We start from the raw sequence: 13667 nt of genomic DNA, 5'->3' as shown, positions 1-13667 counted from the left end.
CTGCTAAGCTTCAACCAACTGGGGCAAAAAAATAACAAATTTTGTTCCGTAGCCAGGCTTGCTGTCCACAAAAATAATCCCGCCGTGGCTTTCTATAATCCTGTAGACAGTAGCCAGTCCAAGACCGGTACCATTGGGTTTGGTAGTAAAAAAAGGCTCGAAGACACTTCCTACATCCTTCGGATCCATGCCTATGCCGTTGTCCGATACCTCGATCTTTACTACATCACCAATAGCAATGCCTGATGCGGAATCAGTTATTATTTCTGCCCTGACATCTATTTCCCCTTGTCCAGTCAAAGCCTCAGCTGCATTAACCAATAGATTCCAAAACACCTGCTTACATTGCTGGGGGTCAAAAGCAATTGCAGCCCCCACGGGAATCTGTGTCTTAATTGAGACCCCTGCAAATCTATGATCGGTTTTCAGCAGCGATGACAGATCCGCAATCAGTGCCTCCAGATCCAATTTAACTATTGCGGGTGGAGTAGGACGTGCGTATTCGAGGAAGTCGCGGATCAACTCATTCAAACGGTCGGTCTCGCGTAGCACGATCTCCAGGAGTTGCTTATCCTTGGGACAGGTCTCGCCGCTTTGTGCAATTAGCTGCACTGCGCCACTAATGGAAGCCAAGGGATTCCTGATCTCATGGGCCATGCGGGCAGAAAGCTCGCCCACAGCAGCAAGGCGGTCAGCTCTTTTCAGCTTTGCTTCCATCTGCTTATACTGGGTCAGGTCCTGAAAATCCAATATGACCCCCATCACAAAACCGTCTTTATCAGTCAAAGGGACAGATTTGAAACCGAAAATCTTTCTTTTGCCGCTCTCGTCGAAAAAGTCAACTTCGTCTTGTACCGGTTCATAAAATTTGTCGATGAAGTTGGCAAAACCCGGAATTACGTCAACCAAATGGCGATCGTAGGCTTGATCCTGATTTATGCCGGTCAACATCTCGGCAAACGGGTTGAAAACGCGGATATTCCCCTCTTGGTTTATGGTCAATAGGCCGCTGTTAAGTGTGGATACAATTGACGTACTCAGCCTCTCCAGTTCTTCGTAATCGACTACTTTGTCCTGAAGGGCCGTTTCACTTACCCTTGCACGCTCCGAAAGATGCCCGGCAAGGAACGCAGTAAGGTAGTACGCAGCAATATTGAGGAAGATGGTGTAAAAAAGATAGCGAATACCATATTGCTGTATCGGATACTGACTTAGACCGAATGGTGCCAGCCTGCCAAAGTATTGCAGATCGATGATGCCGCCATAGAGAATACCGCAGAGGGAGGCGGTATAGTAGGCTTCTCTTCGAGCAAGAAAGACGCTGGCGTTGATGATCGAAAGAAAGTATAGGAATGAGTACGGTGAATTGACGCCACCGGTGAAGATCAAAAGGAGAGTAACAAGAGCAACGTCCCAGATGATCTGGCCATAGGTAAGTGCACTGCTGACCTTTTCTGAGAACTTTAAGGCAAATAAAGAAATTATCGAAAAAGCATAGGTGGCAATGATCAGCTTTATCAATCCGTGAAAGGCAACATTACCTAAAGAATCAGGCTCTTTTATATCGAGAATGATGGTGGAAACCAGAAAGAAAGAGACCACCACCACTCTCAGAAATATGAACCAGAATAACCTTTTTTTGTCGGCCATTTCTAACCGCCGACGGCACCGGCAAGTTTGAAAATCGGCAGGTACATGGCAATAACCAGCCCCCCTACGGTCGTCCCGAGAAAGACCATGAGCAGAGGTTCCATCATTGAGGTCAGTGCACCGACGGCATCATCAACCTCATCGTCATAGAAATCGGCAATCTTATTCAACATGGCATCCATGGCGCCTGTTGCCTCACCGACAGAGATCATTTGCACAACCATGGGGGGAAAGACACCGCAAGCGGCCAAGGGCTCGGCCATGGTTTTACCTTCGGATATGGCCTGACGGACGTCATAAATGGCTTTCTCTACTACGACGTTGCCGGCAGTCTTGGCAACAATTTCTAGACCGTCCATGATCGGCACACCGCTGCTGATCATCGTACCGAGGGTCCTGGTGAACTTGGCAGTGGAAACTTTCCTGATGAGGGGACCAACAACCGGCAGTTTCAAGGCCAGCTGGTCGATGGCTTTACGTCCACTTGCCGTTGCATAGTATTTGCTGAAAGCTACTTTCGCAGCAAAAAAAGCAGCAATGATAACGATAATATACTTTTTAAGGAAATTACTGAGGGCAATAACGAATTTAGTCGGCGCAGGCAGTTCACCGCCAAAATCCGCAAACATCTTGGCAAAGGTGGGGATAACAAAGACAAGAATGACACCAACAACGATAACGGCAATGGCCATGATGGTAATGGGATAGACCATTGCCCCCTTCACTTGCTTTTTCAGCTTCATCGCCTTTTCTATGTAGGCCGCGAGCCGGTTAAGAATGGTATCCAAAATACCACCAGCCTCCCCTGCAGCAACAAGATTCACGTAAAGCTGGTCGAAGGCCTTGGGGTGTTTTGACAGAGCATCGGCGAAGGTCGAACCACTTTCCACGCTTTCCTTGACTTTTATCAGGATTTCCTTGAAGGTCTTGTTTTCCTGCTGGCTTGAAAGGATATCCAGACATTGTACCAGCGGCAGGCCGGAGTCAATCATCGTCGCAAACTGGCGGGTGAAGACAACGAGGTCCTTGGTTTCGATCTTTTTCCCGCCACCCGGAAATTTTATTTTGAAACTGAGGCCTTTGCCGGCTTCCTTTATAGTTATGCCGGTAAAGCCGTACTTCTTCAGCTGTGCTTCCACCATGCGACACTCGGAGCCTCCATGACACCCTTTTGCGCTGATCCGGATTTGCTTCTTGCTTCCCAATCAAATTTAGGCATCTTCCCTCCCGTCTCCATGACTTCTGCTCGGATCAGTCAGCACGTTTGAAGCCATTGATTTATACAATTCACGATCTCCGTTGGACATTTTGCATGGCGCCGGCGGAAATCATCTGTTTCAGTTCATCCGGCTCAGGGGATCTTCCCAAAGCATCATCAACGGATATGATACGTCTCTTATAAAGGCTGAACAGACACTGGTTCATGGTCTGCATGCCGAATTTGTCCTGTCCGACCTGCATCTGGGAATAGATCTGATGTACTTTATCTTCCCGGATCAGGTTGCGGATGGCCGGGTTCGGCACCATTACCTCCAGGGCCAGTGCTCTACCTCCCCATTCATTTTGGGGATGAGGGTCTGGGACAGCACCCCCTCAAGAACGAAGGAGAGTTGTGTCCTTACCTGGGTCTGCTGATAAGGCGGAAACACATCTATGATGCGGTTGATGGTCTGGGCACAGGAGTTGGTATGCAGAGTAGCGAAACAGAGATGGCCGGTTTCTGCAAGGGTCAAGGCCGCTTCAATGGTTTCAAGGTCTCGCAGCTCACCGACAAGCACAATATCAGGATCCTGGCGCAGCACGTATTTCAGGGCATTTTTGAAGCTTTTAGTATCGGCACCGACTTCGCGCTGGTTGACCAGACAACCCTTGTGGGGATGCAGGTACTCGATGGGGTCTTCAATGGTGATGATATGATCGTGACGGTCGGTGTTGATCTTGTCGATGATTGACGCAAGGGTGGTTGATTTGCCGCTGCCGGTAGGCCCGGTAACCAATATCAAGCCTCTCGGCCGCTCGGACAGGTCTTTTACGACCGGCGGCAGGCCCAGTTCCTCAAAGGTGAGAATTTTATAGGGAATGACCCTGAACACCCCGGCCACTGCGCCACGCTGGACGAAGACATTGCCCCTGAACCGTGACAGCCCTTTGACGCCAAAGGACAGATCCAGCTCGCTCTCTTCTTCGAATTTGTGTTTCTGTGCATCAGTGAGAATGCTGTAACAGAGTTGTTTTGTTTCGATGGCAGTTAGCGGAGGAAAATCCATCGGGGTGACCTTGCCGTCGATCCTTATCTGGGGTGGAGTATTGGTCGTGATGTGGAGGTCCGAGCCACCTCGCTCAACCAGTTCTTTCAGTAATTGATGTAAATTAGCCATCTTTGGATTTACCCCCTAATCGTCAGCAACGGTTACCCGCAGCACCTCTTCGAAAGACGTAACCCCTTCCTTCAGCTTGGTCAGCCCCGATTGGCGCATGGTTTTTATGCCCAGGCGCATGGACTCCCGCTTGATCTCGGCTGTGTTCGCACCGTTGAGGATCAGTTCCCGTATTTCTTCCAGCATGGGCATGACCTGGTAAAAACCAACCCTCCCCTTGTAACCGGTACCGTTGCATTTGGGGCAACCCGCCCCCTTGTAGCAGACAAAGGAGGAGGCTTCCTCGGCTGGAACGCCTGCGGTGATCAAAGCGTTGACAGGGATTTCATCGATGACCTTACACTCTGAACATACCCTTCTGGCGAGCCGCTGTGCTGTAATCAGGTTTACTGCAGAGGCAACGAGAAAGGGTTCAATGCCCATGTTCAACAGACGGTTGATAGTGGACGGTGCATCGTTGGTGTGCAGGGTGGAAAGGACCATATGGCCGGTCAATGCCGCCTTGACGCCGATTTCAGCAGTTTCGAAATCGCGGATTTCGCCGATCATGATGATGTCCGGGTCCTGGCGCAAAAATGAACGGAGGGCTGCGGCAAAGTTGAGACCGATATCCTCGTGCATCTGCACCTGGTTTATCCCGGCAAAGTTGAATTCGACCGGGTCCTCGGCAGTTGATATATTTTCACTTATCTTGTTGAGCTCGGATAAGGCTGAGTAAAGCGATACGGTTTTGCCGCTGCCGGTGGGGCCGGTAACAAGTACCATACCAAACGGCTTATGGATCTCCTTTTGAAAGGCCGCCAGGGCTTCTTCTTCATAGCCCAGCTTGGTCATATCCAGCTGCAGGTTCGATTTGTCCAGAAGCCGCATAACGATCTTTTCGCCAAACAATGTAGGCAGAACGGAGACGCGAAAATCCATGTCCTTGCCCCCACCCAGCTTGATCTTGATGCGGCCGTCCTGTGGCAGGCGGCGTTCGGCGATGTCCAGCTCGGCCATGATCTTGATTCTCGAAGTAATGGCATTTTTCAGCTTCATCGGCGGTTTCATGACTTCATACAAAATGCCGTCAATCCTGTATCTGACTCTGAAACTTCTTTCATATGGCTCTATGTGAATGTCACTGGCCTTCTTCTTAATCGCGTCGGTAAGGATCAGGTTCACCAGTTTGACAACCGGAGCATCCTCTGTGGCCCGCTCAAGGGACGAGACATCTATGTCCTCTTCATCCCCGACAACTTCCAGGTCATCCAGCTCAAAATCGTTCATCACATCGGCCAGGGAGGCCGACTGATCATACAGCTTGTCAATGGCAGCTTTGATCGAGGTTTCAGACGCCACAACCACTTCAATGTTGTAGCCGGTCATGAACTTGATGTCATCTATGGCGAATATATTGGAAGGATCGCACATGGCGATGATCAGGGTGCCACCTGATCTGTTCACCGGCACGATCTGGTACTTCTGGGCAATGTCGACTGGAATAATCTTGACGACAGCAGGGTCGACTTCAAAGTCCTGCAGGTTTATGGAAGGGAAGCCGTATTGCTTGGAGAGAAAGGATGTCAGGTCAGGTTCGGAGATAAGACCGTTCTTTATGAGAATAGAACCCAAGCGCTGCTGGCCGCCCGCCTCCTTCTGTTCCTGGAGCGCGTTGGTCAACTGCTCTTTGGTTATGATGTTGTTTTTGACCAGGAGCTCTCCCAGCCTGCTTACATGCATAAGAAACCCTCAGATTGATTAAGTCGAACCCTACGAATAGTATTTTGTAACAGCTATTAAGTCAAGCATTAGTTCCCCTTCACCGCCGTCAAAAGACAGCTTTTCATAAGGCCTCCCGGGGGAGCTAAGCCGGTCCAGTGTGAAAAAGCAATTTCTCCTTGTGCCGCAAGCATGCCAAGGCCGTTGGCCGTTCCGCACCCGTGTATGCGGGCCAACTCAAGAAAGGGGGTTATGGAGGTGCATAGACCATGTCGTAAAAGGAGGCAGATACCCCTTTTATTGAAGATCCGGAAAATCCGTTAAAAGACGTATTATCCATTCCCACCGATGTGGTATTGATCACCAGATCGAACCGTTGCAAGTGCTCTGCCGATGAGAGCACCTCCAAAGAAATGGAATGGAATTCGATCTTATTGAACACCCCTGCAAAGTGGCCGATCAGCTCATTTGCCTTCTCTCTGTTTCTGTTTGCCACAGTGATCGAAACCGCCCCCCCATTGCCAAGGGCAGCAAGGGCGCCCCTTGCGGCGCCACCAGCCCCGAGAATGAGAACCTTCGCTCCGCCAGGCTCAAATGCCAAGTCTTCTTTCAGGGAAACCAACAGACCGGCGCCATCAGTGTTATATCCCACCAGCAGGTCCCCTTCCCTGTTGACGGTATTGACAGCCCCCGCCAACTCAGCCTCTGGCTCAATCTGTCAAGATATGGAATAATGGCCGATTTATGGGGGATAGTCACATTGAAGCCGACTATCCCCAGGCTTTTCAATCCTTGGATCGCCTCTCCCAACCGATCTGGAGAGACAGGAAAAGGAACATAGACATAATCAAGGCCAAGCGCATCAAGGGCAGCATTATGCATGAGCGGAGAAAGGGAATGGCTCAGCGGTGAGCCTATGATTCCGAGAACCTTTGTCAAACCTGAGATTGCTGGTTTCATCTGATTCCGTACCCACTGAGGATCTGTGCTACCTGCATCTGCATCTGCGGTGCGATTCTCTCAGCAGCCCGCAATTCCGCCACCCCCTGACCAAGCTGGCGCATTCGCAGCAATGTTTCTCCAGATTCCAGATGACTGTTTGCATAAATGAGGATTGCCTTGCCCGTGTCCAGGTCGCGGAAAAACATCTCACCGGAAATGCCACGCAGGATATAGTTGTCCCAGACGGTGAGATCGGGGTAAAGCTCTTCCCCCTTTCCTCGAATCAATTGATAGCAGATACCCCGTTGTAAAAGCCGGTAATCCGGAAACTCAATCGAGTAGCGGGTGGAGAAATCCACAAAGACCGGCCTTCGGTCGTATTGTTCCACAATGACCAGTTGCAGTGCATTTTCCGGGGCCTGCGACTCCAGTGGAATGGACCTGAGCATGCTGTGTCGGAAGAGCTGGGGAAAAGTGTCGAGGTACCAGTTGAAAACCAGATGTGGAGTATGGGGAAGATCCAGGTCTTCTCGCATTTTTTCCACGCCCTGCAGGTACCAGAGCGGAAACGCGCCGCTGTCACCCCAAGTGAAGAGAATGGCGCCCTGTGGCAGGGACCGAAGGGTGTTGCTGGCATAATCATAGGCTATATAGTTTTCATGTTGGTCGTTTTCAACGTAGTGCAGGGCGCATACAGTTGCTGGAAAAGCAAGCAGGAAAAGTGTGACAGCTGTTTTAACGGGCAAGGTCGAGACAATTTGGGAGGGAATTAGAGCCAGTGTATTCTGCACCAGGCAAAAAGCCCCAGGCCGATGATGACCGCAGAAAGCAAATACAGAGGGGTGAAAAATTCCTCTGTAAGGAAAATCATTTCAAGGGGGGTATTGAAATACCCAGCAATAACCAGCAGAAAAAACAGGATGCCTATCAGGTAAGCCAGAATCTCGTCCCGTCTTTTTTTCAGGAAAGCAAAGACTCCGATTAAAACCAGTACCAGCCCGACCCAGGTAAATTCATAGGGTATATTGAAGGCATTTATCTGGTCCCAAAGCAGGCTCAGGTCCCTCACCGGCTTTTCCGAAGGGTACCCCCTGCGCAGCAGGTTCCAGAGAAACTGGGTCAAGGTCTTCGAATCACCCCAGTTGAGAAGCGGGTTTTGCATCGCCCTGACCGGCAAATGAAGATGAACCGCAAACCCGAGGACACCGAAGAACAGGGCAAGGATAAATTCCTTGATCCGCCAGATCAGGCGCCAGTTCATGGAAAGAATAAGGAACGCATAGGAAGGTAGCAAAAGAACGATCGTCTGATGGGCGCCAAAAGCCAGTCCGCAAAGGAAAGCACCCAAATAGATATAGGCCGAATGCTCCTCTCCCTGACGGTAACGATCTCTCCAGAGAAGCAGAAGATAGAAGACCATTGCGGACAAGAAGGCTATCAGAGGGTAAGGCTTGTCGTGATTGGACTGCAGCCAGAGTCTGGCTGAAAAGGCAAAGCTGGTTGCAGCACAGAGAGCGATGATTTTTTTATAAATTTCGGACTGCCTGGTATTTGCAGCCAATTCTTCTCCGGCCAGCAGATGACAGACAATGAGATAAACGCCATAGCAAGCAGCAGCTGCAGAAACAGCAGTGGCAAAGTTCACACGAAAGGCAATACTGCCAAAGGGCAGATAGGTAAAAGGTTTGGCATAGTTGACAAACAACGGGTAGCCAGGGGAGTGGGCGGTACCGAGGGAGAAGATGGCAGTGAGAAATTCGCCGCTGTCAAAGAATGTGACACTGGGAGCGAGAGTCAGCAGATAAATGGTAAGCGGTACCGTAAAGGCAAGCACCGCAAATGGATCAATTCTCTCAGTCCACCTGAAATTACTCAATCAATTTCTCCTTTGGCCACTGTTTTCGCTTATTTTTTTCAGAGAAACCTTGTCGCGCCAGAGATAGTAGAATCCTGCCACGATCACGGGGAAAAAACCGGTCCCGTGCATAACCAGAGCCACACTGAGAGACTGCTCCTTGGGAATGTTGAATGCCATTAGGCCATAAACGCACGCTGCGTGGTAAGTTCCCACATAGCCCGGCGACGCCGGCACCATAACGGCAAAGACCAGAAAAACCATGATCAGCATGGAAGCGGTAATGGGCAGAGTTATGTTGAACGACTGAAGAATCAGATGCAACGGCCAGATGCAGGTGGCCCAGACAGCGAAGGAAGTAAACAGGAGGATGAGTATTTCCGAGGGCCTGGAAGAGAGACGAATGCCGGAGATGAATGACCCCAGGAGAGGTATTACCTTCTCTGAAACCTTGACCGGGAAAGGTCTCAGCAATACGCCCACCACATGTATGGTGCGCATGGTTCTCTTTTTCAGCAGAAAGAGAAATGACAGCACCACAAGGTAAACGCCGAGGGTGACGTAGCCTCCCATTTTCAGGCCATCCTGGACATTTTCCATGCCGGCCGGCAGCTTGACGGTAAAAAAGGTTATGAGCAGTATGAGCAGAACGGTGAAACCGTCGAAGAGCCGGTCCACCACCAGCGTCGCAAAAACGGCGCTGGTTTCGATCTCCTCTTTCTGTCCCAGAACATATGCCCTGACGAATTCACCCAATCGCGCCGGTAGGATGTTGTTTGCCATGTAGCCGATAATGGTGGCGGGGAAAAGGTTTGCCATGGCTGTCCGCTTGATGGGCAAAAGCAGATATTTCCACCGTACCGCTCGCAGATAGTAACTGACGAACGTCAGGAACACCACGGGCAACAGATAGCGGTAGTCCATCGCCCTGAAGGCCAGCAATACCTTGTCGAAGTCTATCTTGCGAAAGAGCAGCACCATGAAGCAAAGGCTGATTCCTACCCCCGCCAGAAGCTTTTTGTCGATCGTTTTTCCGGACAAGTTCAATCCTTCAGATATTCGTCATATTCGATAACGAAAGCCTTGCTCAAAATGTCACGGCACCGCTGAATATCATCGGCTATGGCCTGCTGCAGGGAAGAAACGTCCGCAAAGCTTTTTTCATCGCGGACCCTGTCGATGAAGTAGACCCTGATTTCCTTCTGGTAGAGATCCCCCTCGAAGTCGAAGAGAAAGACCTCGACGGACAAGGCGTGGTTTTTGAACGTGGGATTGGTTCCGATGTTACAGGCGCCGGCATAAAAAACACCATCCACTTTCACCTTGACCGCATAAACACCGTCTTTGGGCAGCAACTCCTTTTCCGTCTCCAGGTTTGCCGTGGGGAAACCAAGCCCCTTGCCGCGGTGATGGCCGTGGACGACCGTGCCACCTACCGAGAAATGCCTCCCCAGCAGGGGAACTACCCCCTTGACGTCGCCGCTTGCGATCATCTTTCTGATGGCAGTGCTGCTGAAAATGGTACTCCCATTGCTTATCGGTTTCAGCTCTTCGACCTTAAAGGAAAATTCATCTCCCAAAAGGGTAAGCAGCGACACATTGCCTTCACGGTTGCGGCCAAACGCATAATCGTAGCCTATGATCAGCTTGCTCATCCCCAGCTTGCCAACCAGAATATTTGCGACAAAATCCCTGGCTGTGGTCGAGGCAAATTGATGATCAAAGGCAATTTCCACCAGATAATCGATGCCCGATGCCTCGATAAGTGTTTCCTTCTCGGCATAGGTGTTGATCAACTGCGGGCTTTTCTGGGGAGCCAGCACCTTCAACGGATGGGGGATAAATGTCACGACTACCGACACTCCTCCCGAATCGGCTGCAGCCTTTTTTACCTTGCGGAATATTTCCCGATGCCCCAGGTGTACACCATCGAAATTGCCGACAGTGACCACGGCATTGGTCAATGGCTCTGTTATCTGGGAAAGGTCTTTTATTATTCTCATAGATTTAGTCTGAAGCCAAAGGTTCAGCCTGCCCCGTTTTCGCTCGGATTGATTTTCTTTTTGCCGAAGACAAGCGCCACCCAGACACTGACCTCGTACATGAGGTACAGTGGCACCATGATGACAAACATGGTGATCAGGTCCGCATGGAAGGCCGCTACTATGGAGCTGGCCAGGAGGGCGTATTTGCGGTTTCTGGCCAGCATCTGGTAGTTGACGATGCCGAATCGGGCCAGCAAAAGGGCCAGCACCGGCAGCTCGAAGATCAGCCGAACATGAGGATCAGGCGGAGACAGAAGTTGACGTAGGCGCTGAGATTGAACCAGCTCTGAAGTCCCTGTGCCTCATAGGAAAGGGAAAAATTGATGATAACCGGCCAGATGACGATGAGAAAAAATGCTGCACCGACGCAGAAGCTGATGGTACTGGCCGTAACGAATGGGACGACCATTCTCCGTTCCCTGCCGGTCAACCCCGGCGCCACAAACAGCCACACCTGATGGAAAAGCACCGGCAGCACCAGGATCAATCCGGCAATGATGGAAATCTTGCACTGGATAAAGAAAGGCTCAAGGGGCGCACTGTAATTGAGTACCCTCTCCTTTGCGGGGGTCTTGAACTCTTCATCCAGTTTATAGCGGCTGTAGATCGAGGGATAGCGTTCCTTCACCTCGTTATAGACCTGTTTTTTAAGGTCGGTCAGATAGGTCTTGCCTGAGAGTGGTTTCTCGATAAAATTGAGCAGAACATTGGAAAAGTTCCATGATATTCCCATGCCGATTACAACGGCAATGAAGGAAATGATGAGCCGTTTTCGCAGCTCCACCAGATGTTCTATAAACGGCAGGACTTTCTCATCGGCCATGGAATACCCTCTTTTCGACCACCTTGACAGCATCGAGCTTTATAACACAGCAGAAAGCCAAAGCGCAACAGCTAAGAGGCTCGTCCCATGAGCCGGAGGTTTATTCCAACGCCGGAAAAGTTTGCCGGGTCAAAAGGACCGGATCATGGTCTCTGCCACCTTGTCGAGGAGAATTTCACCGTCTATATTTACAGTATCCATAACCGCTTTGGGCATGCCGAAAACGATGCAGGTTTTCTCAGACTCGATAAAAACTTTGCCTCCTGCATCCTTGACGGCTTTGGCGCCCGTGGCTCCATCCCTGCCCATTCCGGTCAGGACAAAGGAAAGGATTTTACCGCCACAGGCAGCTGCTGCTGATTCGAAGAGCACATCGACCGAGGGCCGGTGCAACGTCCCCTCCGGAAGGGAATCCAGGACAACGCGCAGGTGATTCCCCTCCCTCTTCAACTTCAGGTGACTTCCGGCCGGAGCGATATAGACAGTGCCGGGCATTACCGCTTCATCGTTTTTCGCTTCCTTGACAGGTACAGCACAAAGGCGATTGAGCCGTTCCGCCAATGGCGCAGTGAAACCGGCAGGCATGTGCTGGACGATCAGTATGGGACAGGGGAAAGAAGCGGGAATCCTGGTCAGAATGTTCTGCAATGCCGGTGGCCCACCTGTGGACGTACCGATCAGCACGACCTCCGTTTCCCTCTTTTCCGCCACCACCTGGACCGGCGGCGAGACCTCCCGTCCCTCCCCCACCCGGAGTTTGTCCACATCCACCTGGGCCGCCATCCTGATTTTGGAGATCAGTTCCCGGGCAAGCACGGAAATATCCATAGCGCCGCTGCGCAGATTTGTCGACAAAATCCACTGCCCCCAGTTCCAGGGCGCGCAATGTGTTGTCGCCCCCTTTCTCCATCAGGGAGCTGAGCATGATCACTGGCGTCGGGCATTCCTTCATGATCCTTTCCAGAGCGGACAGACCATCCAAAACCGGCATCTTCACATCCAGGGTCACCACGTCCGGTTTCAGGGATTTGATCAGATCTATGGCCATTTCTCCATTGGAGGCCACATCAATGACCTGGATGTCCGAACTGGTCTCGAACATCCGGATTATGGCCCTTCTCACGAAGCCGAATCATCGACCACCAACACCCGTATTTTTCGTTGCCCATTTGCAGTCATGTGGGATTTTTCCCTTTCAGCTGGTAGATAATTGCCTCCAGTTTCAGACCAAATTTCGACGCCACGTAATCCTTTAAAAGCCTGAACTCTTCAGAGGTCATGACTGGTTTGGCAGAGCTTCCCATCATTTAGGCACCCGTTTCTCCAGGACATTCGTCCCTGGCCACAATCAGACCCGGCCCCCTCTGAGAATAAGAGCATGACTGGCTGCCGTCCGTATCTCTTCAACAGGGTCATTTTTTACCAGGTCAGCCAGGACTCGCACGCTCTGCTCATCATCAAATTTGCCGATCACGGAAAGTACTCCCTGACGCAACAGCAACGGTTCATTGCCTCCAGCCAGGGCATGGAGCAGGGAAAGATGAGCCGATCCCAGCTCATAAAGCGCTTCACTGGCGTATTTAACCAGTTCCGGGTCGGCAAGGCATTTCGCCAGTTCCGGCACGGCAAGACCGTTTCCCGTTTCTGCCAGAGCAGATACGGCATTTTTCTTCACCATAACATCAGGATCTTTCAAGGCTGCGGCAATACAAGGAATGGCACAATCGGAGCCAGATCTTCCCAGTCCCTGCAATGCCGCTGCCCGCACACTCCAGTGCCGATCCTGTGTGGCTTCGGCAATTTCCTCGACAAATTCGCCAGCCCCAATGCTTGCCAGGGCCTGGACGGCCAGCCGCCTGATATCGGGATCGGCATGACCAAGGTATCGGGACAGGGTTTGCCATCCTCCTCCTTTTCTGCTGCCGATCTTGCCGAGGGCTTCAATGACCGCAAATTCCAGGCGGGTGGAAATGCCGCCATCTGCCAGGTAGTCTACCAGAGTCATTTCAGCTTCTGTCCTGCCGATTCTGCCTATGGCCATGATAATCTCATAATCGAGCCGCTCATCCTGCCTGCCAAGTTGCTGCAGGACACGGTTCACAGGCATAGCCTCCCCGTACTCGGTCAGGGAAAACAGCGCTTCCCGCCTGACCAGTTCTTCTTCATCCGAAAGTGCGGAAACCAACAGGGGCAAGAACTCCTTTTTCTTCCATTTTCCGGCCGCTTTCACCGCTTCCAGCCGGACAAGAACTTCCCTGTCGCCAAACAGCCCC

Annotated in this window: 9 protein-coding genes and 5 pseudogenes; all 14 read right to left on the bottom strand. The window is 51.3% G+C overall.

From position 1 onward, the window contains the following. Positions 1-3: 3 nt before the first annotated feature. Positions 4-1650 (bottom strand): two-component system sensor histidine kinase NtrB, encoded by a 1647-nt coding sequence (locus tag JCM15764_RS16125; RefSeq protein ID WP_054697535.1) that lies wholly within the window; start codon positions 1648-1650, stop codon positions 4-6. A 2-nt stretch (positions 1651-1652) separates the two neighbouring features. Continuing rightward, a pseudogene (locus tag JCM15764_RS16120) lies at positions 1653-2869 on the bottom strand (type II secretion system F family protein). Positions 2870-2937: 68 nt separating this feature from the next. Next, positions 2938-4028: pseudogene (locus tag JCM15764_RS16115) on the bottom strand (type IV pilus twitching motility protein PilT). Between the two features lie 15 nt (positions 4029-4043). Next, complete coding sequence (gene pilB, locus JCM15764_RS16110; protein ID WP_054697532.1) at positions 4044-5750, bottom strand: type IV-A pilus assembly ATPase PilB; 1707 nt, start codon at positions 5748-5750, stop codon at positions 4044-4046. Positions 5751-5818: 68 nt separating this feature from the next. Continuing rightward, a pseudogene (aroE, locus tag JCM15764_RS16105) lies at positions 5819-6689 on the bottom strand (shikimate dehydrogenase). Continuing rightward, a complete protein-coding gene (locus JCM15764_RS24505) occupies positions 6686-7462 on the bottom strand; it encodes a hypothetical protein (protein WP_243689204.1) in 777 nt (258 codons plus the stop codon). The pseudogene aroE and the gene JCM15764_RS24505 overlap by 4 nt, the downstream one beginning before the upstream one ends. Continuing rightward, entirely contained in the window at positions 7441-8547 is a 1107-nt protein-coding gene (locus JCM15764_RS24500) for a glycosyltransferase family 117 protein (RefSeq protein WP_243689203.1), read from the bottom strand. Before JCM15764_RS24500 ends, JCM15764_RS24505 begins: the two co-directional genes overlap by 22 nt. Further along, a complete protein-coding gene (locus JCM15764_RS16095) occupies positions 8548-9567 on the bottom strand; it encodes a lysylphosphatidylglycerol synthase transmembrane domain-containing protein (protein ID WP_243689202.1) in 1020 nt (339 codons plus the stop codon). A 2-nt stretch (positions 9568-9569) separates the two neighbouring features. After that, entirely contained in the window at positions 9570-10529 is a 960-nt protein-coding gene (locus tag JCM15764_RS16090; protein WP_054697529.1) for a bifunctional riboflavin kinase/FAD synthetase, read from the bottom strand. Positions 10530-10552: 23 nt separating this feature from the next. Next, positions 10553-11394: pseudogene (gene tatC, locus JCM15764_RS16085) on the bottom strand (twin-arginine translocase subunit TatC). A gap of 129 nt (positions 11395-11523) precedes the next feature. Beyond that, a complete protein-coding gene (locus JCM15764_RS24495) occupies positions 11524-12249 on the bottom strand; it encodes a chemotaxis protein CheB (RefSeq protein ID WP_279384495.1) in 726 nt (241 codons plus the stop codon). A 37-nt stretch (positions 12250-12286) separates the two neighbouring features. Continuing rightward, positions 12287-12496: pseudogene (locus JCM15764_RS24485) on the bottom strand (response regulator); the annotation flags it as partial. Positions 12497-12569: 73 nt separating this feature from the next. Beyond that, positions 12570-12701: a hypothetical protein gene (locus JCM15764_RS27060; protein ID WP_279384494.1), complete on the bottom strand. Its 132-nt coding sequence runs from the start codon at positions 12699-12701 to the stop codon at positions 12570-12572. Positions 12702-12742: 41 nt separating this feature from the next. Beyond that, positions 12743-13663: a HEAT repeat domain-containing protein gene (locus JCM15764_RS16075; protein ID WP_439645318.1), complete on the bottom strand. Its 921-nt coding sequence runs from the start codon at positions 13661-13663 to the stop codon at positions 12743-12745. Positions 13664-13667 lie beyond the last annotated feature (4 nt).

The sequence above is a fragment of the Geotalea toluenoxydans JCM 15764 genome, from assembly GCF_001311985.1.
Lineage (GTDB): Bacteria > Desulfobacterota > Desulfuromonadia > Geobacterales > Geobacteraceae > Geotalea > Geotalea toluenoxydans.
The sequence above is the reverse complement of the archived record's forward strand: the minus strand, read 5'-3'. Positions and strand labels throughout refer to the sequence as shown.

Bases quoted from the DNA above. Each gene is read 5' to 3' on its own strand.
- JCM15764_RS16125 (WP_054697535.1), bottom strand. From the start codon at position 1,650: ATGGCCGACAAAAAAAGGTTATTCTGGTTCATATTTCTGAGAGTGGTG.
- pilB (WP_054697532.1), bottom strand. From the start codon at position 5,750: ATGCATGTAAGCAGGCTGGGAGAGCTCCTGGTCAAAAACAACATCATA.
- JCM15764_RS16090 (WP_054697529.1), bottom strand. From the start codon at position 10,529: ATGAGAATAATAAAAGACCTTTCCCAGATAACAGAGCCATTGACCAAT.
- JCM15764_RS27060 (WP_279384494.1), bottom strand. From the start codon at position 12,701: ATGATGGGAAGCTCTGCCAAACCAGTCATGACCTCTGAAGAGTTCAGG.